24 protein-coding genes and 3 tRNA genes are annotated in these 23,519 nt (G+C 69.7%); 8 read left to right on the plus strand and 19 right to left on the minus strand.

Annotation, left to right across the window (positions count from 1 at the left end):
• The first annotated feature begins 172 nt into the window (after positions 1–172).
• The 3 genes from CTJ15_RS09610 to CTJ15_RS09620 are packed head-to-tail and all read left to right on the plus strand — an operon-like array spanning position 173 to position 2,838.
• Complete coding sequence (locus CTJ15_RS09610) at positions 173–751, plus strand: pyridoxamine 5'-phosphate oxidase family protein (protein ID WP_075822673.1); 579 nt, start codon at positions 173–175, stop codon at positions 749–751.
• Positions 736–1,044 (plus strand): DUF3253 domain-containing protein, encoded by a 309-nt coding sequence (locus tag CTJ15_RS09615; protein WP_083755540.1) that lies wholly within the window; start codon positions 736–738, stop codon positions 1,042–1,044. The genes CTJ15_RS09610 and CTJ15_RS09615 overlap by 16 nt, the downstream gene beginning before the upstream one ends.
• 48 nt (positions 1,045–1,092) lie before the next feature.
• Positions 1,093–2,838, plus strand: a complete 1,746-nt coding sequence (locus CTJ15_RS09620; protein WP_075822672.1) for an ABC transporter ATP-binding protein/permease — start codon at positions 1,093–1,095, stop codon at positions 2,836–2,838.
• Positions 2,839–2,947: 109 nt separating this feature from the next.
• Here the strand turns inward: CTJ15_RS09620 and bfr are convergent, their stop codons facing one another.
• From bfr to cydD, 7 genes are all read right to left on the minus strand, one after another.
• A complete protein-coding gene (gene bfr / locus CTJ15_RS09625; RefSeq protein WP_019459957.1) occupies positions 2,948–3,454 on the minus strand; it encodes a bacterioferritin in 507 nt (168 codons plus the stop codon).
• Positions 3,455–3,551: 97 nt separating this feature from the next.
• The gene (locus tag CTJ15_RS09630) at positions 3,552–3,740 is read right to left on the minus strand and encodes a bacterioferritin-associated ferredoxin (RefSeq protein ID WP_075822671.1); all 189 of its coding nucleotides are present in this window, start codon (positions 3,738–3,740) and stop codon (positions 3,552–3,554) included.
• A gap of 84 nt (positions 3,741–3,824) precedes the next feature.
• Entirely contained in the window at positions 3,825–5,207 is a 1,383-nt protein-coding gene (locus CTJ15_RS09635; protein WP_193009661.1) for a tetratricopeptide repeat-containing serine protease family protein, read from the minus strand.
• Between the two features lie 267 nt (positions 5,208–5,474).
• A complete protein-coding gene (gene recQ / locus CTJ15_RS09640; RefSeq protein WP_083755539.1) occupies positions 5,475–7,334 on the minus strand; it encodes a DNA helicase RecQ in 1,860 nt (619 codons plus the stop codon).
• Positions 7,334–7,732, minus strand: coding sequence for an OmpA family protein (locus tag CTJ15_RS09645; RefSeq protein ID WP_019459959.1), 399 nt, complete (start codon positions 7,730–7,732; stop codon positions 7,334–7,336). The genes recQ and CTJ15_RS09645 overlap by 1 nt, the downstream gene beginning before the upstream one ends.
• A gap of 115 nt (positions 7,733–7,847) precedes the next feature.
• A complete protein-coding gene (gene cydC / locus CTJ15_RS09650) occupies positions 7,848–9,500 on the minus strand; it encodes a thiol reductant ABC exporter subunit CydC (protein WP_058390206.1) in 1,653 nt (550 codons plus the stop codon).
• A complete protein-coding gene (gene cydD, locus CTJ15_RS09655) occupies positions 9,490–11,241 on the minus strand; it encodes a thiol reductant ABC exporter subunit CydD (RefSeq protein WP_226946097.1) in 1,752 nt (583 codons plus the stop codon). Before cydD ends, cydC begins: the two co-directional genes overlap by 11 nt.
• A gap of 43 nt (positions 11,242–11,284) precedes the next feature.
• On the opposite strand from cydD, the gene CTJ15_RS09660 reads away from it, so the two are divergent.
• Both CTJ15_RS09660 and CTJ15_RS09665 read left to right on the plus strand, forming a co-directional pair.
• Positions 11,285–12,178 (plus strand): polysaccharide deacetylase family protein, encoded by an 894-nt coding sequence (locus CTJ15_RS09660; RefSeq protein ID WP_075821559.1) that lies wholly within the window; start codon positions 11,285–11,287, stop codon positions 12,176–12,178.
• Positions 12,179–12,578: 400 nt separating this feature from the next.
• The gene (locus CTJ15_RS09665; RefSeq protein ID WP_075821558.1) at positions 12,579–12,920 is read left to right on the plus strand and encodes a cellulose binding domain-containing protein; all 342 of its coding nucleotides are present in this window, start codon (positions 12,579–12,581) and stop codon (positions 12,918–12,920) included.
• A gap of 27 nt (positions 12,921–12,947) precedes the next feature.
• On the opposite strand, the gene CTJ15_RS09670 is transcribed toward CTJ15_RS09665, so the two are convergent.
• The 3 genes from CTJ15_RS09670 to cutA form a co-directional block, all read right to left on the minus strand.
• A complete protein-coding gene (locus CTJ15_RS09670; RefSeq protein WP_058390203.1) occupies positions 12,948–13,286 on the minus strand; it encodes a hypothetical protein in 339 nt (112 codons plus the stop codon).
• Between the two features lie 118 nt (positions 13,287–13,404).
• Positions 13,405–13,590, minus strand: a complete 186-nt coding sequence (locus CTJ15_RS09675; RefSeq protein ID WP_019459965.1) for a hypothetical protein — start codon at positions 13,588–13,590, stop codon at positions 13,405–13,407.
• A gap of 31 nt (positions 13,591–13,621) precedes the next feature.
• Positions 13,622–13,825, minus strand: coding sequence for a divalent cation tolerance protein CutA (gene cutA, locus CTJ15_RS09680; protein ID WP_037252081.1), 204 nt, complete (start codon positions 13,823–13,825; stop codon positions 13,622–13,624).
• Positions 13,826–14,006: 181 nt separating this feature from the next.
• On the opposite strand from cutA, the gene CTJ15_RS09685 reads away from it, so the two are divergent.
• Positions 14,007–14,363, plus strand: a complete 357-nt coding sequence (locus CTJ15_RS09685; RefSeq protein WP_139323258.1) for a hypothetical protein — start codon at positions 14,007–14,009, stop codon at positions 14,361–14,363.
• Positions 14,364–14,441: 78 nt separating this feature from the next.
• Here the strand turns inward: CTJ15_RS09685 and CTJ15_RS09690 are convergent, their stop codons facing one another.
• Positions 14,442–15,020 (minus strand): septal ring lytic transglycosylase RlpA family protein, encoded by a 579-nt coding sequence (locus CTJ15_RS09690; protein ID WP_075821557.1) that lies wholly within the window; start codon positions 15,018–15,020, stop codon positions 14,442–14,444.
• Between the two features lie 233 nt (positions 15,021–15,253).
• Positions 15,254–15,553, minus strand: a complete 300-nt coding sequence (locus tag CTJ15_RS09695; RefSeq protein ID WP_226946098.1) for a hypothetical protein — start codon at positions 15,551–15,553, stop codon at positions 15,254–15,256.
• Between the two features lie 127 nt (positions 15,554–15,680).
• On the opposite strand from CTJ15_RS09695, the gene CTJ15_RS09700 reads away from it, so the two are divergent.
• On the plus strand, positions 15,681–16,121 hold the full coding sequence (locus CTJ15_RS09700) for a CBS domain-containing protein (RefSeq protein ID WP_019459969.1): 441 nt from the start codon (positions 15,681–15,683) through the stop codon (positions 16,119–16,121).
• 420 nt (positions 16,122–16,541) lie between these two features.
• Here the strand turns inward: CTJ15_RS09700 and CTJ15_RS09705 are convergent, their stop codons facing one another.
• On the minus strand, positions 16,542–17,912 hold the full coding sequence (locus CTJ15_RS09705) for an IS5 family transposase (RefSeq protein ID WP_226945876.1): 1,371 nt from the start codon (positions 17,910–17,912) through the stop codon (positions 16,542–16,544).
• A 221-nt stretch (positions 17,913–18,133) separates the two neighbouring features.
• Here CTJ15_RS09705 and CTJ15_RS09710 point away from each other — a divergent pair, with 221 nt between their 5' ends.
• Positions 18,134–18,859 (plus strand): fatty acid desaturase, encoded by a 726-nt coding sequence (locus tag CTJ15_RS09710; RefSeq protein ID WP_226946099.1) that lies wholly within the window; start codon positions 18,134–18,136, stop codon positions 18,857–18,859.
• A gap of 48 nt (positions 18,860–18,907) precedes the next feature.
• On the opposite strand, the gene istB is transcribed toward CTJ15_RS09710, so the two are convergent.
• From istB to CTJ15_RS09745, 6 genes are all read right to left on the minus strand, one after another.
• A complete protein-coding gene (gene istB / locus CTJ15_RS09715; protein WP_099780961.1) occupies positions 18,908–19,636 on the minus strand; it encodes an IS21-like element helper ATPase IstB in 729 nt (242 codons plus the stop codon).
• Complete coding sequence (gene istA, locus CTJ15_RS09720; protein WP_099780886.1) at positions 19,636–21,135, minus strand: IS21 family transposase; 1,500 nt, start codon at positions 21,133–21,135, stop codon at positions 19,636–19,638. The genes istB and istA overlap by 1 nt, the downstream gene beginning before the upstream one ends.
• A 385-nt stretch (positions 21,136–21,520) precedes the next feature.
• Positions 21,521–21,596 (minus strand) — tRNA-Glu (locus tag CTJ15_RS09730).
• 90 nt (positions 21,597–21,686) lie between these two features.
• Positions 21,687–23,057 carry an FAD-dependent oxidoreductase gene (locus CTJ15_RS09735; RefSeq protein ID WP_099781521.1) on the minus strand — a complete coding sequence of 457 codons (1,371 nt, stop codon included), beginning with the start codon at positions 23,055–23,057 and terminating at the stop codon, positions 21,687–21,689.
• Positions 23,058–23,178: 121 nt separating this feature from the next.
• Positions 23,179–23,255, minus strand: a tRNA-Arg gene (locus CTJ15_RS09740).
• 155 nt (positions 23,256–23,410) lie between these two features.
• Positions 23,411–23,487 (minus strand) — tRNA-Arg (locus tag CTJ15_RS09745).
• Positions 23,488–23,519 lie beyond the last annotated feature (32 nt).

Consider the following 23,519-nt stretch of genomic DNA (forward strand, 5'->3'; position numbering starts at 1 on the left):
CAAGCCTGCCCGCTGTGCCGGCCGGGGGAAGCTGCTAGTCTCGCTCCCACGAACCCCGCCGCACCGGATGCGTGGGCGGTGGATCGTTGGAAACACCGAGGCATCATCGCCACGACGCCAGACGAGGCCTGCCTCCTTGCCGACGCAGGATCGAAACCCTGAGGACCAAGGCGTGACCACCGGTGCGGCTGAGCCGGAAGCGGACCGGATCCTGTTGGAGATCCTCGACCTCCTGCATGTGGCGCCCGGCGACCGGGAAAACGCATGGCGGCTGCTTGCCCTGGGCAGCCAGGGCGCGGATGGCGCGCCACGCCAGCGCATGGTGGTGCTGCGCGGCTTCGAGCCCGGGAGCCTCACTCTCTGGCTGCACAGCGATGCCCGTGCGGGCAAGGTGGGTGAGATCGCGGCCGATCCGCGCGTCTCCCTGCTGGGCTGGGATGCCGCGCGGCAGTGGCAGCTGCGGCTGGAGGGCGAGGCGCGGCTGCATCGCGGCGACGCCCTGGCCGACCGCGCCTGGGCCGCCATGCCGGAAGGCGAGCGCCGCAGCTACGCGGCCTCCGCCCCGCCTGGAAGCGCCGTGCCCGCCCCTCCCCCGCCGCCCGTCGTCACACCGCAGGCCCGCGCGAATTTCTGTGTCATCACGGTCCGGTTGCGGCAGATGGAGTGGCTTCACCTCGACCCCGAACGACACCGCCGGGCCCGCTTCCGCTTCCTGGGCCAGGGCGTGGAGGCAAGATGGCTGATCCCCTGACCTCTGACCCACAGGCCTCAGAGCCTCCGGCCAGTGCCGCGCCGCCCGGCCGGGAGCGGATCGCCGAAAGCATCCGGCGCCTTGCCATGCAGCGTGGCGCGGAGAAGTCCATCTGTCCCAGCGAGGTCGCCCGCGAGCTGGGTGGTGAATCCTGGCGCGGCCTGATGCGGCCGGTGCGCGACACGGCGATGGAACTGGCTCGCCAGGGCGAGATCGAGGTGCTGCGCAAGGGCAAGCCGGTGGAGCCTGGCGAAGTGCGCGGGGTTATCCGCCTGCGGATCGCCGCGCGCTGACGCCGCCGTTTCCGGCTTTCTTCTCTTTGACATGTTGGAGATCCCGCGATGCGTGACACGCGCGGTGCCCTCAGGGACGCCTGGGCCCTCGCCCGCCCCTTCTGGTTCAGCGAGGAACGCTGGTCCGCCCGGGGCCTCTTGGCGGTGGTGGTCCTGCTGAACCTCGCCCTTGTGGGGATGAACGTGATCCTCACCTTCTGGAACCGTGCCTTCTACAACTCCCTCCAGGACAAGAACTGGGAGGCCTTCTCCCAGCTTCTCTTCCTGGGCCGGCATGATCCGGACGAAGGCTACCTGCCCGGCTTCTGCGTGGTGGCGGCGCTGTTCATCCTGGTGGCAGTGTTCCAGCTCTACCTGCGCCAGCTGCTGCAGATCCGCTGGCGGCGCTGGATGACCGGGCGCATCACCGGGGACTGGCTGCGGGACCGCGCCTATTACCGGATCGCGCTTTCCGACACGGGCACGGACAACCCGGACCAGCGCATTTCCGAGGACGTCAACAGCTTCGTCAGCCAGAACCTGTCGCTGGGCCTGGGGCTGATGAACTCGGTGGTGACGCTGGTCTCCTTCATCGCCGTGCTCTGGAACCTGTCCGATCCGGTGAACGTGCTGGAACTGCCGATCCCCGGCTACCTCGTCTGGGTGGCGCTTCTCTACTCGGCGCTCGGCACCTGGCTGACGCATCTGGTCGGTCGCAGGCTGATCCCCGTGAACTTCCAGCAGCAGAGGCTGGAGGCGGATTTCCGCTATTCGCTGATCCGCGTGCGGGAGAATGCCGAGGGCATCGCCCTGCATCGCGGCGAGGCGGGCGAGGAGCGCAGCCTGGCCGGGCGCTTCGCCGCGGTGGTGGCGAACTGGCGCATGCTGATGACGGTGACGAAGCGGCTGACCTTCTTCACCTCCGCCTTCGGGCAGCTCGCGGTGATCTTCCCCTTCATCGTCGCCGCCCCCGCCTTCTTCGCAGGCCGCATCCCGCTCGGCGCGCTGACCCAGACCTCCTCCGTCTTCGGCCAGGTGCAGGGCGCGATGTCCTGGTTCGTGGACAGCTACGGCCTGCTCGCCGACTGGCGCGCGACGGTGCAGCGTCTCGCCGGCTTCCGGCAGGCCATCGCGATGTCGGAGGCGCGCGCCGACGAGGGGCCGAAGCTCGTCACCGCCACCGGCTCGCATCTCGTGGCGCATGATATCGAGCTGAAGCTGCCCGATGGCCGCGTGCTGGTGGGCGATGCCGACCTGTCCCTGGCGCCGGGCGAGGCGGTGGTGGTCACCGGCGCCTCGGGCAGCGGCAAGTCCACGCTGTTCCGGGCACTGTCGGGCATCTGGCCCTTCGGGCGGGGCCGGGTGGAGGTCCCGGCCGACGCACGCGTGCTCTTCCTGCCGCAGCGGCCCTATATCCCGCTCGGCACGCTGCGCCATGCGGTCTGCTATCCCATGGCGGAAGGCGAGTTCAGCAAGGAGCAGGTGCTGGACGCGCTGAACAGCGCCGGGCTGGACGGATTCATCCCGCAGATGGACGAGAGCGATGCCTGGGAGCGGCGCCTTTCGGGTGGCGAGCAGCAGCGCCTGGCTTTGGCCCGTGCCTTTCTGCAGAAGCCCGACTGGCTCTTCCTCGATGAGGCGACCGCCAATCTCGATCCGGAATCGGAGGAGGTGCTCTATGCCCGGCTGCGGGAGAAGCTGCCGGGGACCGGCATCGTCTCCATCGCCCATCGCCCGGCGGTGGCGCGCTTCCATGACCGGGGGCTGCGCCTGGGCGGCGGCCAGCTTGCCCCGGTCGCGTCCGCCGGGGCCTGAACATGCGAAGGGCCGGAGGAACGTCCTCCGGCCCTTCGGCGGCTTCCGCCACGCGGGGTGGCGCAGGCCACCCCCGGCGCCGGCGGGATCGCCCCGCCGGCAAGGGGCCTCAGTGATCGCCGTCCTGGTTCTGGTCCGGCGCCGCGTCGCTGTTGAGCATCGTGTAGCGGTCCTCGCCGATCTTCCCCATCAGCGTGAACTGGGCGTGCAGGAAGTCCGCATGGTGTTCCTCGTCGGCGAGGATCTTCACCAGCAGGTCACGCGAGATGAAGTCGCGCACGCTCTCGCAATAGGCGATGCCCTCGCGGAGATCGTTGATCGCCTTCTCCTCGAGCTTCGCATCGCATTCCAGGATTTCCTTCACGGACTGACCGATCAGGACCTGGTTCAGCCGCTGCACGTTCGGCAACCCGTCGAGGAACAGGATGCGGTGGATGAGGTCATCCGCGTGTCGCATCTCCTCGATGGATTCCTTGTACTCGTGCCGGCCGAGCTTGGTGACACCCCAATGGTTCAGCATGCGGGCGTGCAGGAAGTACTGGTTGATCGCCGTCAGCTCGTTGGTGAGCTGCGTGTTCAGGTGCTCGATGACCTTGGGGTCGCCGTAAGCGGACATGGTCTGTCTCCCGTCTCGTCTGAGGCGACGAGAAGACAGAAAGCCCACTAAGCGTCAAGTCATTGATTTTCAACGACTCTGAGAGTGAGAAACAGTTTCAGCGAGTGGCGCGCGCCTGAACCTGTCCCGGCTGTTCCCGCATCATGGCCAGAATCATGCGCGTACAGGTGCCACACTGCGCTTTGCAGCCGCACTTTGAATAGATCTCGCAACAGCGGCTGGCGCCGGATGCGATGGCATCCCTGACCTGCGTGTCGGTGATTCCGTTGCAGAGGCAAACATACATGCGGATGTCGCGTCCGTGCGATGACGCGGCCGCTATCGCATCCCCACCGATTCGATGCAAGTCATTATTAGTTTCTTTCGCAACCTATTCCTCCTCCGCCCCGCCACCGGTCATGCGGGTGCGTGGCCGAGGCGCCTGCCATGGGTATTCCGGCGTGGGTGCAGGCGCAGTCGTCCTCTTAGTCCTGCCTTTCGGGGCTTTGGGCGGGTCGCCGTAGCAGAGCACGCGGACCACGGAGCGAGCGGTTTCTTCCATAAGGTCGGCGAGATTGCGTGGCTGGCTGGCCGCATCGGCGAAACCGGATGCCTCGGTCAGTGGCAGATCGTAATCGCGCAAGAAGCGCCGCAGAAGCCGTGGCGCGATGGCCAGGTTGACGTTCTGCGGCATGGTCCCGTTCCGCAGCAGTGATAGAACGGCATCGACCTGCCCCACGGGCATGCCAACGACCCTGCCCGACATATCCAGCAGGGCCCCACCACTGTTACCCGGTTGGGTCGGCGAGGTGTACTGGATCCAGCCATCATTCTCGCCCACGCCAATGGCGCTGACATTGCCGCCGGTCACCGTGGGCTCCCGTGTCTTCACGTTCATGCCCGGGAAGCCCATGGCCGCCACCGGGGTGCCTGGGCGAACATCCGTGGCGATCGCCAGCGATGGCCGGTTCAGCCCTGGCACATCGACCAGGGCGAGGTCGAGTTCCTCGTTGCGTCCGCGCAGCTTGGCACCAGCCAGTTCCGCCAACCCGGCCTGGACCGAAACCTGTCGGCAGCCATTCACCACATGCCAGTTGGTGACGATGAGATGCGACGCCACGGCGAAGCCACTTCCGGATTTCCGGAGCGTGCTTCCGCCTGCCGTCCCGGCGACGGCATAGCGATAGGCGGGCCGCGACGGCAGCGGGCTCTCGTCCCGCCCGACGTCAGACATGAATTCCTCCCCCGACGCCTCCTTCGACGGCCGGGGACGTGCCGGTTTCGGCACCAGCGGCGGCACGGGCGCCGCCTCGACAGGGCGGGCCGCCCATTGCCGGGCTCGCGTGAAGCTCTCGGACGAGAGTTGGCGTTCGAAACCCGCTAGGCTGGGCTGAATGGTGAAGGGCCCGCGATGCTGGCTCTCGCGCAGGATCGCCCAACGCGCCGCTTCGATGGGATCGGCCTCCATGCCGCGCCCCAGCAGCGCCGCGACCATCAGGCAACCCTGTGCGCGAAGCTGGCCACGGCTCGCACCATAGCGCCACCACGCCACAGCACGGGCCTCGTCGCGTTCCGTGCCGTAGCCACTGGCATGGGCGCTGCCGGCTTCCCCGGCGGCATGCGGATGGCCGGCCAGGGCGGCTTGCTCCAGGTAGTAAAGCGCCTCCGCCGCCGTTTCGTCCTCGTCCCGGCTTTCCAGCAGGATCTGGGCAAGGCCGTACATGGCTTCCGGGTCGCGATCGCGTGCCCGCTGCCGCAACGTGGCCTCCGCCACGCGGGGACGCGCCACAAGGCGGGATGGCGGGCGATGGCAGCCGGAAGCCAGCGCATCCGCCGTCAGGCTGCCCAGCCGATCCGGCGCCGCTGCCTCCAGGGGACCAGCCAAGCCCAGAAGCGCGGCGCCGGAGAGCAGAAGGAGACAGCGCAGCATGTCGATTCCTCAACCAAAGGTTGAGCAAATGTAGCGACACGGAAATGTTACGAGAAGTAATCCGGCACCAGAAGGACGGGCGAGTTTATTTTGTCCAGGCGGGGGACAGCCTCACCCCCGGCCGCAGGTCGCCAGCACGTCCAGCACGTCCTCGCCGTAACGCTCCAGCTTGCTGGCCCCGACGCCGGGAACGGTGGCCAGTTCGTCCAGGTCCGTGGGCTTCTGCGCCGCGATCTCGCTCAGCGTGCGGTCGCTGAAGATCATGTAGGCGGGCAGCGCCTGGCGCTGGGCCTCGTCCCGCCGCCAGGAGCGCAGCGCCTCGAAGACCGGATCGCCGGAGGCGGCGGGTGCTTCGCGCCGGCGCGGGCCGCCACGGGCGGAGACGCGCGGCAGGGCGGCGTCCTCCCGCAGCATGACCTTCTCCTGCCCCTTCAGGATGGGGCGGGCCGCCTCGGTCGGGCGGTACTCGCCGTGGTTCTCCACCGCCACGTCCAGCGCGCCGCGCGCCACGAGCTGGCGGGCGATGCTGCGCCAATGCTGCGGCGAGACGTCGCGGCCCACCCCGAAGGTGGGGAGCTGGTCGTGTCCGAACTGGAGGACCTTCTCCGTCTTTTCGCCACGCAGCACGTCCACCAGATGGCCCAGGCCGAAGCGGCTGCCGGTGCGGACCACGGCGGAAAGCAGCTTCTGCGCCGCCACGGTCCCGTCGCGCAGGCTGGGCGGACGCAGGCAGGCGTCGCAATTGCCGCAGTCCTGCTCCAGGTCCTCGCCGAAGCAGCGCAGCAGGATGCGGCGGCGGCAGGTCGGGCTCTCGGCGATGGCGACCATGCGGTTCAGCCGCTCGCGCTCGATGCGCTTCTGCTCGTCCGAGGCCGGGCTGTCCTCCAGCCGGTGCCGCGCCCAGACGATGTCCTCCGCCCCGTGCAGCAGCAGGGCGCGGGCCGGCAGCCCGTCGCGCCCGGCGCGGCCGATCTCCTGGTACCAGCTCTCCGGGCTGGCCGGCAGCGCGGCATGGGCGACCCAGCGCACATCGGGCCGGTCGATGCCCATGCCGAAGGCGACGGTCGCCGCCATCACCACCGCGTCGCCGCTGGCGAAGCGCTTGTGCGCGGCGCGCTTGTCGGCGGCCTCCATCCCCGCATGGAAGGAGATGGCGTCGTGCCCGTTCTCGCGCAGCCAGCCGGCGGTCTGCTCGGCGCCCTTGCGGGTGGCGCAATAGACGATGCCGGCGCCCCGCCCGTCCGAGGCCTCCCGCGCGAAGGCCAGGATCTGCCGCCGGGCGCTTTCGCGCGGCGCGGCCTCGATGCGGATGTTGGGGCGGTCGAAGCCGCCGCGGAAGACCGGATCCTCCGTCAGGCTCAGGCGCTCGCGGATATCCTCCACCGTCCGCGCATCGGCGGTGGCGGTGAGCGCGATGCGCGGCACCTCGGGAAAAAGGCGCGCCAGCACGTCGAGGCCGCGGTAGTCGGGACGGAAGTGATGCCCCCACTGGCTAACGCAATGCGCCTCGTCGATGGCGAAGAGGGCGAGCTCGGTGCGGCCCAGCCGCTCCAGCGTCGATTCGAGGTTCAGCCGCTCGGGCGAGACGTAGAGCAGCTTGAGCGCGCCGCGCGACAGGTCGCGGAACAGGTTGCCGCGCTCGCCCTCCTCCATCTCGGAATGCAGCGCGGCGGCCGCCACGCCCGCCTGGCGGAGGGCCGAGACCTGGTCCTCCATCAGCGCGATCAGCGGCGAGACCACCACGCCCAGGCCGGGGCGGCAGAGGGCGGGGACCTGGTAGCACAGGCTCTTGCCGCCACCCGTCGGCATCAGCACCAGGCCGGAGCCGCCCGCCACGATGTGGTGGACGATCTCCTCCTGGCGCCCACGGAATTCCTTGTGGCCGAAGACGTCGTTCAGGACCTTGCGGGGGCCGTCGGCCTCCTGCCCGGTCCCTCGGTCGGTCAGGCGGTCACGCAGAAATCCAAGCATCAGTTTCCGATCTTGATCTCCACCCGCCGGCTCTCGACGGGGGCACGCTCGTAGGGGACCGCGCCGAGTGGCAGGACGGTAATGCGCGACGCATCCACCTTGTTCGCACGCAGTTGCGCCGCCACGGCCTCGGCCCGGCGCTGGCTCAGCTCCCGGTTGCCGCCCGGCACGGGGGTCGGCTCGGGATTGGCGAAGCCCAGGACGCTGACCTTGGTTTCAGGATAGCGGTTGGCGATGTCGGCCGCCTCGGCGATCAGGCCCTTGGCCGCATCGTCGAGCGTCGCGTCGTCACGCTCGAAGAAGACGACGCGGGCCTGGGGCGTGCCCATCCTCGGGCTGGCGCAGGCCGCCAGCAGGGGCAGGGCCGCAAGGGAGGCAAGCAGGAAAAACCGGCGCATCGGCGCGCGTCTCCGGGACAATGTGACAGCGCGTGCCATGCGATGCCCCTTCCGCCCCGTCAACGGGCCAGGGCGGCTTCGCGGCCACCGCGCGCACCCGCCTGATTCATTGTGATCAGCCAGCCGCATGGAAGGCCCGCCCGCCGGCCAGGCGCAGCACCCGCGTCGGGCGCTCCACCCCGGTCAGGCGATGCGCGATCAGCAGCACCGTGCGCCCGGCGGCGGCCTCGTCCAGGGTTTCCAGGAAGGCGCGCTCGGCGGTGACGTCGAGGCCGGCGGCGGGCTCGTCCAGGATCAGCACCGGCGCCGGGGAGAGCAGCGCCCGGGCCAGGGCCAGCCGCCGCGCCTGCCCGCCCGAGAAGCGCGCTCCCGCCTCCCCGCAGCGCGTCTCCAGCCCGTCCGGCAAGGCGCGGACCAGATCACCGATCCGGGCGCGGTCGAGCGCCTGCCAGAGCGCGGCCTCCTCCGCTTCCGGCAGGGCGAGGCGGAGATTGGCGGCGATCGTGTCGTCGAAGAGCCGGGCATCCTGGGTCAGGCAGGTGACGCGGCGGCGCAGGTCGTGGGCGGCGAGGCTGGCGATCTCCACACCCCCCAGGGTGATGCTGCCGGATTGCGGCCGGGCGAGGCCCAGCAGCAGCGCCGCCACGGTGGACTTGCCGGCGCCGGAGGGGCCGAGCAGCACCACCCGCGCCCCTTCCGGGATCTCCAGCGAGAAGCCGTCCAGCACCGGTTCCCGCCCCGCCTCCCAGCCGAAACGGATGTCGCGCATGCGGATGGCATGGCCCGGCGGCAGCGGCGCCGGCACGGCCGGGTCGGGCGCCGGGACCGGGGCATCGGCGGCCTCCAGCAGGCGGCGCGCGGCGGCCCCGGCCCCCGCCAGGGCGAGGCCGGCGCGCGGCAGCGCGGCGAGGCTCTCGGCGGCGGCGAGGGCGAGGAACAGGGCCGGCACCGCCAGCACCGCCGCCGAGGCTCCGCCCGCGAGACCCCAGGCCAGGGCGCCGAGCAGCGCAGCCTGGGCCAGCAGCGCCCCGGCGGCCCCGCCCAGCGTGCCGATGCGCGAGGCGCGGCCCTCGGCCAGGGACTGGGCCACACCCGCCTCGGCCAGGCGCGCCCCGGCCCGGGCCTCGCCATTGTTGGACAGCACGTCCTCCAGCCCCAGCAGCGGCTCCACGGCGCGGGCGCGGAGGGCACCCCGCGCCTCCGCCACCGCGGCGGAACGGCGCGCCGCCAGCGGGGCGAGGATCGGCGGCAGCAGCAGGGCCAGGGCCAGCGGCAGGGCCACCACGGCCATCAGCCCGGGCGAGGCCCAGCCCAGCAGGGCGGCGATGGCCAGCACCGTGGCCGTGGCCGCCGCCATCGGCGCCAGGGCACGGAGGTAGAGTCCGTCCAGCGCCTCCACATCGGAAACCAGCCGGCCCAGCAGGTCGCCGGCGCGGTGCAGCCCGATCCCTGTTGGAAGGCGCTCCGCCAGCCGGCGGAAGAACCAGACGCGGGTATCGGCCAGGGCGCGGAAGGTGGCGGCATGGGTGGTCATCCGCTCCAGCCAGCGCAGCACGGGGCGCAGCAGGATCAGTGGCCGCAGCAGCAGCAGCGCGCCCGCGGCGGCGGCCATGGCGCCGTGCCGCAGCCCCTGCGACACGCCGTGCCCGGCCAGGGACAGCAGGGCGACGCCGGACAGGGCGGCGAGGCAGGCGACCAGCGCGCCCAGCGCCAGCGCGGTCCGGTGCGCCCGCCACAGACCCAGGATGCGGGCGAGGTCACGCCACATGGTCGGCCTCCCTGCCCCGGCGCGCCTGGCCGGTCACATGCCCTTCCTCCAGGGTCAGGACCCGGGCTGGGAAGCGCTGGCGCAGCAGGGAGGAATGGCTGGCGATCACCGCCGTCCGCCCGGCGCAGAGGCGTCGCAGCCCGTCCAGCACCTCGGCCTCGGTGCCGGGATCCAGGTGCGCGGTCGGCTCGTCCAGCAGCACCAGCGGCCGGTCGCGCAGGAAGGCCCGGGCCAGAGCCACGCGCTGCGCCTGCCCGCCGGAAATCCCCCAGCCCCCCTCGCCCACCAGCGTGTCGAGGCCCTGGGGCAGGCCCGCGGCGAAATCCGTCACCCGCGCCTCGCGCGCCGCCGCCTCCACCGCCGCGTCGTCGGCCTCCGGCCGGGCGAGGCGGATGTTCTCACGGATCGTGTCGCGGAACAGATGCGGGCGTTGCGGGACATAGGCGGACAGGCGGCGCAGCTCCTCCGGCCGAAGCGCCAGGGCGTCGCGCCCGTTCAGCGCGATGCGGCCGGAATCGGGCCGGCGGAAGCCCAGCAGCAGGCGCAGCACGGAAGACTTCCCGGCGCCGGAAGGCCCGGACAGCACCAGCGTCTCGCCCGGCATCACGCGGAAGGTCACGCCGTCCAGCGCCGGGGGACGGGCGGGGTCATAGCGCAGCGAGACATTCTCGAAGGTCAGCACCACCGAGGGCGGCACTTCCTCCAGCAGCAGTCCCTCCCGTTCCGGCGCATCGAGGAGCGGCGCCAGCTCGGCGGCGGCGCCGGCGGCGGACATGCGCTCGTGATAGGCAGCGGAGAAGGCGCGCAGCGGCGCGAAGAAGGCAGGCACCAGCAGCAGCACGAAAAGCGCCGAGACCGGCGAGGGATGCCCCCCCGTCACCAGCGCGGCGTGGCGCCAGGCGAGGCAGCCCAGCACCGCCGCGGCGATCAGCTCCAGCCCGGCGGAACCCAGGAAGGCCACGCGCAGCACCCGCATCGTGCGCTGCCGCAGCTCGTCGGCGGCGCGTCCCAGCGCCTTCGCCTCGTCCTCCTGGCGATTGAACAGGACCAGGGTCGGCAGGCCCCGCACCCGGTCCAGGAAGCGCCCGGAAAGGCGCTGCAGGGCGTCGAACTGCCGGCGGCTCTGGATCGCGGCGCCGATGCCGGTCAGGGCCATGGAGACGGGCACCAGCAGCCCGCCGGCGGCCAGGATCAGACCGCCCACCGGGTCCGTCAGCCCCGCCGCCAGGGCGATGGCGGCCGGCACCAGGAGGGCCAGCATGGCGGCGGGGAGCCAGCGGGCGAAATAGCCGTCCAGCGCCTCGACCCGGTCCACCACGAGCGCCGCACGCTCGCCCGCCGGGCGCTCGTCGGACGGGCCGAGCTCCAGGAGGCGGGCCAGGGCCTGCTGCCGCAGCCGGGCACGGGCGGCGGCCCCGGCGGCGTGCTGGGCCCGTTCCTGCGCCATGCCCAGTCCGGTCTGCAGCAGCAGCAGGACGGCGGCGGCGGCGAAGGCCGTCCAGCCCGATCCCCCCCCTGGGCCGGGCACGGCCTCCGGGAAGCCGAGCAGGGCGGCGAGCAGCGTGGCGATGAACCAGGCCTGGGCGATGCCGCAGACGGCCGCGGCGAGGCCGAGGCCGGTGGAGCGGAGGAGGCGCGGACGATCCTCGCGCGCGACCCGGGACAGGAGCCGACGGGCCGCCGCGTCATCCGACTTGGAGGACGACATGGCGGCACCCTCTAGACCACTCCGCTTCCGCATGCACCCTTTCCTCCGTTCTTCCTTGGTCTCGCGAGGGTCTCGCATGCTGCGCCAGCATGGCCGCCACGACTACCACCCCTGGCCGGAACGACCGCGCTGGGCCTGGCCCAATGGCGGGCACCTCGCGGTCTATCTCGGCGTGAACCTGGAGCACTTCGCCTTCGGCGAGGGCCTGGGCGCGGAGCTGGCGCCCGGCGGGCCGCAGCCGGACGTGCTGAACCATGCCTGGCGCGACTACGGCAACCGGGTGGGTGCCTGGAGGCTGCTGGAGCTGCTGGACGAGCTGGGCGCGCCCTGCACCGTCCTGGCCAACAGCGCCATGTACGGCCACGCGCCACAGCTCATGGCGGCGCACCGGGCGCGGGGCGACGAGATCGCCGGGCATGGACGGACCAACAGCGAGCGGCAGAGCGTGCTGTCGGAAGAGGCCGAGCGGGCGCTGATCGCCGAGGCGACGGCGGTGCTGGCCCACCACGAGGGCCGGGTACCGCGGGGCTGGCTCTCGCCCTGGATCGCCGAGAGCGTGGCGACCCCTGACCTGCTGGCCGAGGCAGGCTATCGCTACACGCTGAACTGGTGCAGCGACGACCAGCCCGTCTGGCACCGCACCCGTTCCGGCCCGATCCTCGCCATCCCCTATCCGCAGGAGGTCAACGACATCCCCGCCATCGTGGCGCGCAAGGACGGGGCTGAGCAGTTCGCGGCGATGATCGTGGCGGATTTCGACGAGCGGCTGCGGCAGGTGCGGGACGGAAGGGCGCAGGTGATGGGGATCGCGCTGCATCCCTATATTGTCGGGCAGCCCTATCGGCTGGCGGCGCTGCGCCGGGCCCTGTCGCATGTGCTGTCCCCCCACCCCGAGGTCTGGCTCTGTACCGCAGGGGCGATCCACGACCATGTCGCCGCGCTGCCGGCCGGATCCTGCCCGGGCGGATAGGGCGTTTCGTCCGGCTGCGGCCTCACGCGTCCGGACGATGTCCGTTTCATGAAGAGTGCCGGTTTGAAGCGGCGCCCCAGGGCCGTTTGCGGAAGGGGTGGCCGAATCGCGGGGGCATGCTGCCGGGTCCGGTGAATCCATGATGGCTGCCGGGGGCATGGCAGGGATTGGACAGACCAATTCCGCGCGACGGGGAAGGATGCCGCACGCACGAGTTGCCTTATGTGTTACAATCCCATCAACTGGATGAGCAGTCCGGCGTTTGCACCGCAACAAAGCGTAGCATTTTGCCACGTTTCGCTTCGGGTTTAGCATTATGGCAACCTGTGATGCGTTTTTCTCGCAAATCTCTTAATATAGACATTCCTGGTACGCACTCTCACGGACTGGGATCACCGCCTTGTCGCTCCACGTCCAGTTCCGCATCGTCAGCACTTGGAGCCAGGGTTTCCAGGCCGAGATCGTCATCACCAATGGCGGGCAGGTCCCGATGCTGCGCTGGGTGCTCTGCCTGACTCCCAGCTGGCAGATCCTGGAGATCTGGAACGCCCGCTATGACGGCCAGGGCGCCCAGGGCGACCCCGTCTGCCTGCATCCCGAGGGATCGGAACCGCTGCATCCGGGCCAGAGCTCGACGATCGGGCTGATCGCCAGCGGCGCGCCCCTGATCCCCTGCATCAAGTCCTGCTGGGACGGCGGCGGCCCGCCGCTTCTCCAGCCATTGCCCGGCTGCCGATGTTGAGTGCGGTGCTGACAGACGGCTCCGCCTTCATCGCCAGCAGAGCAGGAAGTCCAGAAAGCTGAGGACGTAGCCCAGCATCAAGAAGAGAAAGCCCAGGATCACCAGGAACAGGCCGATCACGTATTTCATCGTGGCGAGGCCATAATCCACCAGCGTCCAGCCGAACCGCACCACGGCGCGCCCTCCATAGCAGGTGGGGGACGGCGCCGCCCGGTCCTGATCCACCGCCAGGAGCTGGGACATGGCACAGGATGGGGGGACGAGGCCGGCGCCGCTGACCGCCTGTGGAGAGGCGACCAGGAAGGCCAGAAGAAGGAGGGGCCGCAGAAGCCTCCGCGCGGAACCGTCGAGGATCGTGGCGAACATCACGGGCGAAGCTGCGGCAGGGCACCGTGCCGGTCCAGCCCGGTCCACGCAACCCTGCCGCCGGCCCGCGCCGTGGCACCATCGGCCAGCGCCGCTGTCGCCATGCCCCCCAACCAGGTCAGGGCAGGCGGTGGATCGGCACCGGCTCGGTCCGCAGCCAACTGGGCCAGCCGACGATCCTCTCGATGCCCACGAGCAGAAAGGACAGGAGCAGCGCCGCCAGGATCACCACGGCCTTCCGGCGCCCAGGCGGATGGCGCCACCACTGCGCCATCTGGATCAGCAGGCGTGTCAGAGGGTCCATGCCACCCCGGCGTGCTTGGCCAGCGCCCTCATCAGCCGGTCGCGCGTGGTCTTTGCCTGGAGCAGGATTCCGGTCCGGCCTGCACCTCACCCTGCCAGCGATAGGTGTTTTCGGCCGGCGTGACCTGCACGCAGGCCGCCAGCCGCGCCGCAACCAGGGCCCTGGCGATCTCCCCCGCCCTGGCGCCGCTGCACACCGCCGAGGACAGCACGACAAAGCCTTCCTGCACCCTCATCCCGGGTTTCTTTCCGCTGTGAGCCAGCCCTCGTCTACGATCCGGACGGGTCCGCGCGGCCTGCCGGGCCTTCGCGGCTCTGGCATTGGGAGGCGGAGAATGCAAGAAGCCCTCCACCATGTTCCCGTCCTTTCCCCGTGCCCGGGGCCCCGCGCGGTCATGCCGGCGCCGTGCCCCATGGATGACCCAGTGGCCGATGCTGGCGTTGCTCACGGCAACGCCGCTCGCGGCCGCGCCCAATCTGCGGGGACCGGATGACCTGCGCGGCAAGGAGGTCTGGGCCATGGACGAGACGCGGATCGGCACGGTGAACGGCGTCACCGGCGCCCCGCCTTCGGCCGTGGTGAGGATCCTGCCCAGTCCGGCCCTGGGGATCGGGACGGCACCCTTTTCCGTGCCGGCCAGCCTGCTGCGGGATGCGCCGGAAGAGCGCCTGGTGCTGGACATGACGCCTTGGGAGTTCGAGGCCTCGGTGGTCAAGGCCCAGGTCGAGGCCCGGGTGAAACCGGTGGCCAAGCCCCCGGCACCGCCGCGGTGACGGCCCGTTTCCGGAAGCGGACCGCGCGCCTCCGGTGAGAGGCGCGGCCGCGCCGCCGCCGGGGATGCCCTTCTTCCGTCAGCGGCCGGGCCTCCCCATCGGCGCGGCTTCGGCACGACCCGCGAGGCCAGGGGTGGAGAGCGCGACGATCGCCACGGGCGCCGTGCCGGTTTCCGGCATGCCCAACCTGGCCGCGACGCCCGGGCTGACATCGAGGATGCGGCCGCCGCGATGCGGTCCCCGGTCGCGCACGCTGACGACGGCCGAACGGCCGTTGCGCAAGTTCGTCACGCGGGCCTGCGTGCCCAGCGGCAGGGTCCGGCTAGCCACCGTGTCGGACCCCGGGTCGAAACGGCCGCCATCGGCCATGGGCCTCCCGGCGAGGCGCCGGGAATAGACCGAAGCATGGCCACGCTGCTCCTGCGTGGCCTGCCGCTGCGCCCCGTGACGTGGCGCGGGATGCCGCCCGGCCACGGGACGCGGGCGATGCTGCGTCCCCTGGCCGGTATGGTGGCCGGTATGGTGGATGGTGTGATGACTGGCATGAGGGCGATGCGGGGCGGCATGCGGCTTGGCGGCAGCAGCGGCCGTCGTCCCGCCCGTCATGGCACAGGCCACCATCGCGATCCCCAGGATCACTTTCTTCCATTCGGTCAAGCGTGACCCCCCTTGCCTGTTGCGGATCCCCATCCGTGGCAGAAAGCCCAGTTCGTGGCCCGGGGTTGCTGCCGCAAGGGCTCGGAGCCGTGCCTGGCCTCCGCCGCAGCCTTGCTTCCACAGTGGGCTTGTCCCGACCGGATGGGACGTTGGGAGGATGCCTGGGCACTTCCGGCACGCGCATCCACCCCGGATGGAGACTCCCGGATGGCGCCGTGCCGCAGCAGCCTGCCTTATCCCCGATGCCGGCCGAGCACGCGTGCGGCCACCATCAGGACGATACCCAGCCCGATGACGATGGCCGTGGCCGGCGAGGTCCGCACGGTTTCCAGGATCGCACCGGGCACCCAGACCAGGGAATCCAGGACCCGGCGCGGTACCCAGAGCAGGGTTTCCCAGCCCACCGCATAGGCCGCGATCCCAAGCGCCACGAGGAAGGTTCCGAGGGACCAGAGCTTTGCCGACATGCGTTCCTTGATCGTTTCTGAGGTGGCCACCCGGTCCGCCCCCACGGCCGGCGTGGAAGCCGTCATGGAGCGAGGGGGCACGCTCCTTCACGGCGCGGTGAGCAGCAGGTGTTTCCGCTTGTCACCGGCGCCCCACCCACGGCCACCATGGCTTCAACCGGTGGATAAGAGCCGGCGGGCGGTGGAGGCAACGATGACGGTGAAGACCATCCTGCGCAACAAGGGCTCCGAGGTGATCAGCGTGCGGCCGCAACTGCCATTGGTGGAGGTGGCGCGCATCCTCGTGCAGCACCGGCTTGGTGCCGTGCTCGTGCGGGAGGCGGAGGAAGCGGCGGGACCTGTTCTCGGCATCCTGTCCGAGCGTGACATCGTGCGGGCGCTGGCCGGTGATGCGGGCTCGGTCGATGGGCTGGTGGCCGCCGACGTGATGACGCGTGTGGTGCACACGGTGGCGCCGGAAACGCCGATCACCAAGGCCCTGGAGATGATCACGGACCGCCGGGTGCGGCACCTGCCGGTCTATGAGGGCGAGACCCTCTGCGGCATCGTCTCGATCGGGGATCTGGTGAAGGCCCGCATCGAGCAGGCGGTGGGCGAGGCGGAGGCCCTGCGGGACTATGTGACAGCCGGGTAGCCGGAGCGGTTCCGCGGCAGAGCGCCGCGGCCGGTTCGGAGGTTGGCATCGGCGGCTGAAGAGTCGCCGGTTCGACCGGCATCCTTGGCGACACCCTGCCGCCTGAGGATGAAAGCGGCCGGCACGGTGCAGAACGGGCGCAACTCGTCTCGCTGCCGGCGAGGCACGCCTCGGTGCGGAGCGGAAGGCCGCGCAGGATCGCGACGAAGGAACCCGAAGCAGGCGCCGTTCCGGAAGGAAACGATGCCAGCCATCTGTCCCATGCGGAAATTGGCATCTTCCGCAACCAGGCGATGAACACCAGGCGCGCCAACGGCCAGGGTTGCCCCGCAGGGACATGACAGTCCGTCCTCGGCTGCACGCTGGAAGGCCAGTCCCGCGTGCCCTTCCGCTCTCGGTAGTCGGCCTTGAACAACGTCTTCAGGCTGTCGCCCCTGCGAGCAGGGTGCGGCCTGTCGGGACGCTGGCTTGGCTGATCGGGGTGAGGATTGCCTGTCGGAGGGCGGCGAGGAGAGCGGCCAAAAGGGCCCTGAGGTGGGCGAGGATCTTGCGGATGTTGTGGCCGCAGCCGCAGAGGACGGCGTAGAGAGCATCGCCGAGCGTGCCCTTGAGGGCGCAGCGGGCGAGGCGGCCATCGGTCTTCATGTGGCCGATCTCGGGCTCGATGGCGCTGCGGCGGCGGAGCAGCCGGCGCAGGCGGGGCGTGAGGCCGCGGCTGGTGCCGCTGACGAGCACCCTGGTTGCCGTGACGCCATGGCCGCGGTAGCCGCGATCGACCACGGCGAGGCTGGGACGCTGGCCGGTGAGGGTCTCGACCTGCTGGAGGGCGTCGGCGAGGGTGTGGCCGTCGTAGGGATTGCCGGGCTGGCTGCGCATGCCGACGACGAAGCCACCGGCGAGGGTGGTGGCGATGCTGACCTTCGTGCCGAACTCGTAGCGCACCCGCGCCTTGCCCTTGGCGATGCAGTCCACCTCGGGCTCGTGCAGGGCGTAGAGCTTGCGGGACGACTTCGGTGTCTGGAGCAGCAGGCGGGTGACGAGGGCGATGCGCTGCTCGATGCGCGCCCGCAGTGGCCCGTCAGGGACGGCGCCGAGCTTGCGTTCAACATCGCGCAGGATGCGGCCGGTGTAGCCCTTGAGCGTGCGCAACGCCTTGCGCATGCGGCGGAACTGCCGGGCGTGGGCGTAGCGCCCCACCTGGCCGGCCAGGCGCGGCGCCAGGCGATTGTAGTTCTGGCGCAGGGCGATCCCGGCCTTGTGCGCCAGCGTCACCAGCGAGTGGCGGGCCCGCTCATAGAGGCGGCTGTCGGTCGGATGGGCGATGGCCTTCTCCATCACTGTGGTGTCCACTGCGATCTCGGCCAAGCTGTTCGACGTCACAGCTCCCGAAGCCTGAGCCGCCTCGATCGTCCTGGTCAGCAACCACTCGACACCTTCCTCACCGATGCGACCGCGCCAGCGGCTGAGAGAGGAGGGATGGATGGGCGCACGGTGCTGGAAGAAGGTCTCACCCGTGAAGTGCTGGAAGTACGGGTTCTCCACCCAGCGCGCGAGCACCGCCTCGTCGGAGAGGCCATGGGCGTGCTGGAGGTACATCAGCCCGGCGACCAGACGCGGATGCGTGGCCGGCCGTCCCTCAGCGGCGGGGAAGAAGCCGGCCCATTCCCGCTCGAACCAGGACCAGTCGATCAGCGCCGCCAGCCGCACCAGTTCGTGCCGCCCATCGATCATGTCGACCAGCCGCGGCCGCAGCAGATCGGCCTGTTCCGGCGGGCGCGGGCGGTGCTTCATGCCCACAAGATTCGCAGGGTTTGTCGTCGAAAACAATCGAACCCTGCAAATCCAGGTCGCCGAGCCCGGAAAATCTCACAGCTAGATCAGTGCCTTACGAGTTATTCAAGGCCGACTCGGTATGCTACCTCCCTGATCCCCCGGTCCAGCTCGCTGAAGCCGGGCGGCACAACTCATGGAATTCCAAAGTGCCGATAGCAGCACCTCGACCGCAGCCTCCCTTGCTCAACAAGCCTCAGCTGGCACGTATCCGCGCCTATCAGACACCATCCGATGCCATGGCTGCCTGGCAGATCTTCTCCACGTTCGGGCTTTACCTTTTCACGATCGCAGCAATGTATGTCGCCACCGACATCTCGGTGTGGCTCACACTGGCTCTCTCCGTTCCGGCCGCCGGCCTGATCGTGCGCATCTTCATGCTGCAGCATGACTGCGGCCATAATGCACTGTTTCGATCCGCCCGGTTCAACTGGTTCGCCGGCGGCGCCTGCAGCCTGGTGACACTGACACCTTTCGCGTACTGGCGGCGCCTCCATGCCCGCCATCACGGCATGTGGAACAACCTCGACAAGCGCGGCATCCCGGCGGACTTCTATTCGGACTGCCTGACCCTTGCTGAATATCGGGCTCTTGGCCCGGCGCGGCGCTGGCTCTACCGCACCACACACCACCCGTTGCTGATCCACATGGTTCTGCCATCCGTGATCTTCATGGTGCTCTACCGCCTGCCTTTTGACACGCCACGGTCCTGCCGACGGGAACACCTCAGCGTCTACCTGCTGAACTTCTCGCTGGTGGGTGTCTTCACCACTCTCGTCCTTACCTTCGAGCTCTCGGACGTGCTCCTGGTACACCTGCCCAGCATTGCCCTGGCCGCCACAATCGGGATCTGGCTGTTCTCGGTGCAACACCGGTTCGAAGAGGCACAGTGTGTCAATCGGCATTGAATGGGGACCCCAGATCGGCGCGCAAAAGGGACCCCTCTTGTAAGGCGTTCAGGCGCGGTTCTTGAATCGCCAACTGTCGTTGCCGGTCTCGACGATGTCGCAGTGGTGAGTGAGGCGGTCGAGCAAGGCGGTGGTCATCTTGGCGTCCCCAAAGACGCTGGGCCATTCACCAAAGGCGAGGTTGGTGGTGACGATGACCGAGGTCTGCTCGTAGAGGCGGCTGACCAGGTGGAACAGCAACTGGCCGCCGGACTGGGCGAACGGCAGGTAGCCAAGCTCGTCGAGGACAACGAAATCCAGGCGGCAGAGATGGTCGGCGATGCGCCCTTGTCGTCCGGCCCGGGTCTCGGCCTCAAGACGGTTCACCAGGTCCACCACGTTGTAGAACCGCCCGCGCGCTCCATCGCGGATGCAGGCCCGGGCAATGGCGATGGCCAAATGAGTTTTGCCTGTGCCGGTGCCGCCGACGAGTACCACGTTGCGCTGCTGGGCCAGGAACCCACCCCCCGCGAGATCACGGACCAGAGCCTCGTTGACCGGGGTACCGTCGAACCCGAACTCGTCCACGTCCTTGGCCAGCGGCAGCTTGGCGGTGGTGATCTGGTACTTGATCGAGCGCGCCTGCTTCTCGGCGATCTCGGCCGAGACAAAGTCGCCGATGACCTGCTGTGGCTCATGTTGGCGTTTGACGGCGGCCGTGATGATGGCGTCAAACGCCGCGCGCATGCCGTAGAGCTTGAGCTCGCCCATGGTGGCGAGGATAGCGGTGCGTTCCATCAGGGTCCTCTCCTCAGGCTGTCGTAGCGGGTGCAGTCGGCCAGCGGCGCATGCCGCAGCCGGAGCGCCTCCGGGGTCAGGATGGTCACCGGCGGCGGTGGCTCGCGCTGGCGGGCGAGGATGTTGAGGATGACGTCGGCCGAGTGGACGCCCTCGCGCAGCGCCTCGCTGCAAGCGGCCTCGACCGCAGCCAGACCGTCGTCCAACACCCTGGTCAGGATCTCCACCATCTGCCGGTCGCCATCGGCGGCCGCGGCCAGCTTGCGGCGGACCCGTTCCAGTGCACCGGGCAGCAGCCAGTCCTTGAACGGTGCCCCGTTGCGCAGCGCTCCAGGTTTGCGCGCCAGCACGGGCACGTAGTGCCAGGGGTCGAACACCGTCTGGTCCCGGCCGAACACGCGCCGGTGCTCGCCCACCACCCGGCCGTCCTGGCGCAGCTCGATCCGCTCGGCATAGGCCCGGATCTCGACCGGCCGCCCCACCGCGCTCGCCATCACCGAGTACTTGTTGTTGTCGAACCGCACCAGGCAGGTCTTGGACACCGCGGCAGGCACGGCATGGAACCCGTCGAACCGTCCGGCATAGGGCACCAGGCTTGGCCGCTCCGCCTCGAACGCCTCCCAGACTGTCCGCTCCCTCTGCTCCGGATGCCGATTGGCCCGGGCATGGGACACGCACCGGTCCAGCAGAAGGGCGTTCAGCTCCTCGTAGCTCCTCACCCGCAGTCGCGGCGTAAAGAACCGCTCCCGCACCAGCCCGACCTGGTTCTCGACCTGACCTTTCTCCCAGCCTGAGGCCGGAGTGCAGGCCACCGGCTCGACCAGGTAGTGGCTGCACATGTGCAGGAAACGCCGGTTGTAGGCACGATCCCGTCCCACCAGGATCGCGTCCACCGCCGTGCGCATGTTGTCGTAGATGCCCCGCGTGCAGGTGCCGCGAAAGAAGGCGAACGCCCGGTCATGGGCGTCGAACACCATCTCCTGCGTCTCGCGCGGATAAGCGCGAACGAACAGCATCCGGCTGTAGCATAGCCTCACATGCGCGACCTTGACGGTTACCGTCGTGCCGCCGATCAGCACGACCTCGTGGCTCCAGTCGAACTGGTACGCCTCGCCCGGCGCGAAGCTCAGCGGCACGAAGGCTGCTGCCACCGCCGTCGCCCGTGACGCCTGCCACCCCCGCGCATGGCGCCGGACCGCGTCGTAGCCGCCCTCATATCCCAGCCCACGCAGCGCCTCGTAGACCCGCACCAGCGTCAGCCGCTCGCGCCGCGGCCGCGCCTCGTTCGCCTCCAGCAGGCGCTCCAGATCGGCCTGCCAAGGTCCCAGCTTGGGCTGCGGCTGCCGCGCCCGGCTGTAGCGGAATTCCGTCTCCCCGGACCGCAGAACCTTCCGGACCACCTTTCGCGAAATCCCGAGCTCGCGACAGATCGCCTTGATCGACTTGCCCTGCACCCAGTGCAGGCGCCGGATCTTTGCCACCGTCTCCACGACCAGCATCCCAGCCCTGGCTCCCGATCATCCCGGGAACCACTGTGAACCCCGCCGTCAGTGGGGTCCCGTTTGGACGCCGATCACCCCTCCAACAGGGTTCCTATTCCATGCCGTTCCACAGCCCGAGACGGTGCGTCCCCTGGTGGAGGGTATCCTGGCCCAGATCCGGGCGAGCGCTGTGGAACTGGCGGACGACAGGCAGGAGCCGCCTGGCGGCCTGAAGACCTGGGCTGAGCACCCCTGGTTCACCGAGCCGGTGCTACCCGAGGCGGAGTGGCACGAGCTGGTGGTGGAAGCAGGCGGATCCGCAGCTTATCCCCCGCAAAGTGTGGGGGTGATTGTGGGGTGAAACCCCTGCCCTGCCATAAAACCCGCAGAAATGCTGGAGTTGTGGCGTCCCGTACGGGATTCGAACCCGTGTCGCCGCCGTGAAAGGGCGGTGTCCTAGGCCTCTAGACGAACGGGACCTGGCCATGGAAAGCGGCCGGAGAGGCGTTGGCGGCTAACTAGCCTGACACGCCGCCTTCGTCCATGGGCAGAAGAACGGTTTTTCCACCCTAATCGTCCAGGGCAGCGGCGGCGTTCTTCGCGGCCTCGCCCAGGGTGGGGTGGATATGCACGCCGTCCAGCATGGTGCGCAGATCCGCCCCCGCATTCATCAGCTCCACGAAGAGCTGCACCACCTCCGCCCCCGAATCGCAGAGGGCGGCGGCGCCGAGGATCTTCCCGGTCCCGGGGTCCGAGAGAACCTTGATGAAGCCCTCGGTGCGGCCGATGTCGCGGGCCTTGCCGCTTTCCGCCATCGGCTTCCGCCCGATGCGATAGGGATAGCCGGCCTTGCGTGCCTCCTGCTCCGACAGGCCCACGCGCCCCAGTTCCGGCTCAGTGAAGATGGCATAGGGCACGATGCGCCGCGTGGTGCGGGCGCCGTCCTCCAGGAACAGCGATCGCAGGACGCGGAAATCGTCGTAGGCGGTGTGGGTGAACTGCGGTCCGCCCCGGATGTCGCCGACCGCGAAGACCCCATCCACGCCGGTCCGCAAACGCTCGTCCACCTCCAGCACACCCTTCTCCCCGGGATGCAGGCCAATGCTCTCCAGCCCCAGCGTGTCCGTGTTCGCCTGGCGCCCGGTGGCGAGGAAGAGATGCGTGCCCTCCAGCACCCGGCCTCCCAGATGCAGACGCACCCCCTCGCCGCCTGCCTCCACTCGCTCGGGCTTCGCGCCCAGATGGATGGCGATCCCCTCCGCCTCCAGGGTCCGTTGCAGCACCTCCGCCACATCTGGGTCCTCCCGTTCGGTGAGCTGCGGCCCCGCCTCGACGATGGTCACGGCCGATCCCAGGCGGCGAAAGGCCTGGGCCAGCTCCAGCGCGATGGTGCCGCCGCCCAGGAAGAGCAGATGTCCCGGACGCTCGCGAAGGTCGATCCAGTTGCGGCTGTCGATCAGCGGCACCTGCTCCAGCCCGGGCAGGTCCGGCCGCGCCGCGCGGGAACCGGTGTCGAGCACCAGCCTGTCGGCCAGCACCACGGCCTCCCCCGCGCGGATGCGGAAGCGGTTGCCGTCCTGTCCTTCGATCCTGGCCTCCCCGCGCAGCAGCCGCGCTGCCCCGGGCTGGCGGAAGCTCTCTTCCAGCTCGCCACGCTGCTCCGCCACCAGGGAGCGGGCACGGTCCATCACCGCGGCGAAATCCACCTCCACGGTGGGAATCGTGACGCCCCATTCGGCCGCGCGGCGGGCCTGGGCAGCCAGGCGGGCGGAGGCGATCACCGCCTTGCTGGGCGTGCAGCCGAAATTGACGCAGGAGCCGCCGAGGGCATCACGCTCGACCAGCAGGATATCCCGGCCCGCCTCAGCCAACGCGCGCGCCAGTGGCACGCCTGCCTGCCCGGCACCGATGATCACAGTCTCTGCGGTCTGCATGGCCATGGGCGGCCTGTCCTCCCCTGCACTCGATGCAGGAAGGAGCGGCCATGGGCGGCGGTTGCACGAAGAGCCAGCAATCACCGGCCATCTTCGACGTGTTCACGCTCGGAGGAAGCAAGGAAACTGGCGCGCCCGAAAGGATTCGAACCTCTGACCCCCAGATTCGTAGTCTGGTGCTCTATCCAGCTGAGCTACGGGCGCCGGCCAGTGGCGGGGTGATAGCCGAGGCTCCCGGGCGGCGCAATGGCCGTGTGGGGGTTTTTCGACACGGATCTGTCATGCGCCCGCGGATGCGAAAAACCCCGCTGCGAGAACGCATCGGGGTTCGGAACCAACTGATTTACCGAGGAAGTTTCTGGCGCGCCCGAAAGGATTCGAACCTCTGACCCCCAGATTCGTAGTCTGGTGCTCTATCCAGCTGAGCTACGGGCGCCGGCCAGTGGCGGCCTGATACTGCGGTGCCGG

This window comes from Roseomonas sp. FDAARGOS_362, from assembly GCF_002754815.1.
In the GTDB taxonomy this organism is placed as follows: domain Bacteria; phylum Pseudomonadota; class Alphaproteobacteria; order Acetobacterales; family Acetobacteraceae; genus Roseomonas; species Roseomonas mucosa.

Coding starts and splice junctions, on each gene's coding strand:
- CTJ15_RS09615 (WP_083755540.1), top strand. CDS start 736: ATGGCTGATCCCCTGACCTCTGACCCACAGGCCTCAGAGCCTCCGGCC.
- CTJ15_RS09620 (WP_075822672.1), top strand. CDS start 1,093: ATGCGTGACACGCGCGGTGCCCTCAGGGACGCCTGGGCCCTCGCCCGC.
- bfr (WP_019459957.1), bottom strand. CDS start 3,454: ATGTCCGCTTACGGCGACCCCAAGGTCATCGAGCACCTGAACACGCAG.
- CTJ15_RS09630 (WP_075822671.1), bottom strand. CDS start 3,740: ATGTATGTTTGCCTCTGCAACGGAATCACCGACACGCAGGTCAGGGAT.
- recQ (WP_083755539.1), bottom strand. CDS start 7,334: ATGCTTGGATTTCTGCGTGACCGCCTGACCGACCGAGGGACCGGGCAG.
- CTJ15_RS09645 (WP_019459959.1), bottom strand. CDS start 7,732: ATGCGCCGGTTTTTCCTGCTTGCCTCCCTTGCGGCCCTGCCCCTGCTG.
- cydC (WP_058390206.1), bottom strand. CDS start 9,500: ATGTGGCGTGACCTCGCCCGCATCCTGGGTCTGTGGCGGGCGCACCGG.
- cydD (WP_226946097.1), bottom strand. CDS start 11,241: ATGCGGAAGCGGAGTGGTCTAGAGGGTGCCGCCATGTCGTCCTCCAAG.
- CTJ15_RS09660 (WP_075821559.1), top strand. CDS start 11,285: ATGCTGCGCCAGCATGGCCGCCACGACTACCACCCCTGGCCGGAACGA.
- CTJ15_RS09670 (WP_058390203.1), bottom strand. CDS start 13,286: ATGTTCGCCACGATCCTCGACGGTTCCGCGCGGAGGCTTCTGCGGCCC.
- CTJ15_RS09675 (WP_019459965.1), bottom strand. CDS start 13,590: ATGGACCCTCTGACACGCCTGCTGATCCAGATGGCGCAGTGGTGGCGC.
- cutA (WP_037252081.1), bottom strand. CDS start 13,825: ATGAGGGTGCAGGAAGGCTTTGTCGTGCTGTCCTCGGCGGTGTGCAGC.
- CTJ15_RS09685 (WP_139323258.1), top strand. CDS start 14,007: ATGACCCAGTGGCCGATGCTGGCGTTGCTCACGGCAACGCCGCTCGCG.
- CTJ15_RS09695 (WP_226946098.1), bottom strand. CDS start 15,553: ATGACGGCTTCCACGCCGGCCGTGGGGGCGGACCGGGTGGCCACCTCA.
- CTJ15_RS09700 (WP_019459969.1), top strand. CDS start 15,681: ATGACGGTGAAGACCATCCTGCGCAACAAGGGCTCCGAGGTGATCAGC.
- CTJ15_RS09705 (WP_226945876.1), bottom strand. CDS start 17,912: ATGAAGCACCGCCCGCGCCCGCCGGAACAGGCCGATCTGCTGCGGCCG.
- istB (WP_099780961.1), bottom strand. CDS start 19,636: ATGGAACGCACCGCTATCCTCGCCACCATGGGCGAGCTCAAGCTCTAC.
- istA (WP_099780886.1), bottom strand. CDS start 21,135: ATGCTGGTCGTGGAGACGGTGGCAAAGATCCGGCGCCTGCACTGGGTG.
- CTJ15_RS09735 (WP_099781521.1), bottom strand. CDS start 23,057: ATGGCCATGCAGACCGCAGAGACTGTGATCATCGGTGCCGGGCAGGCA.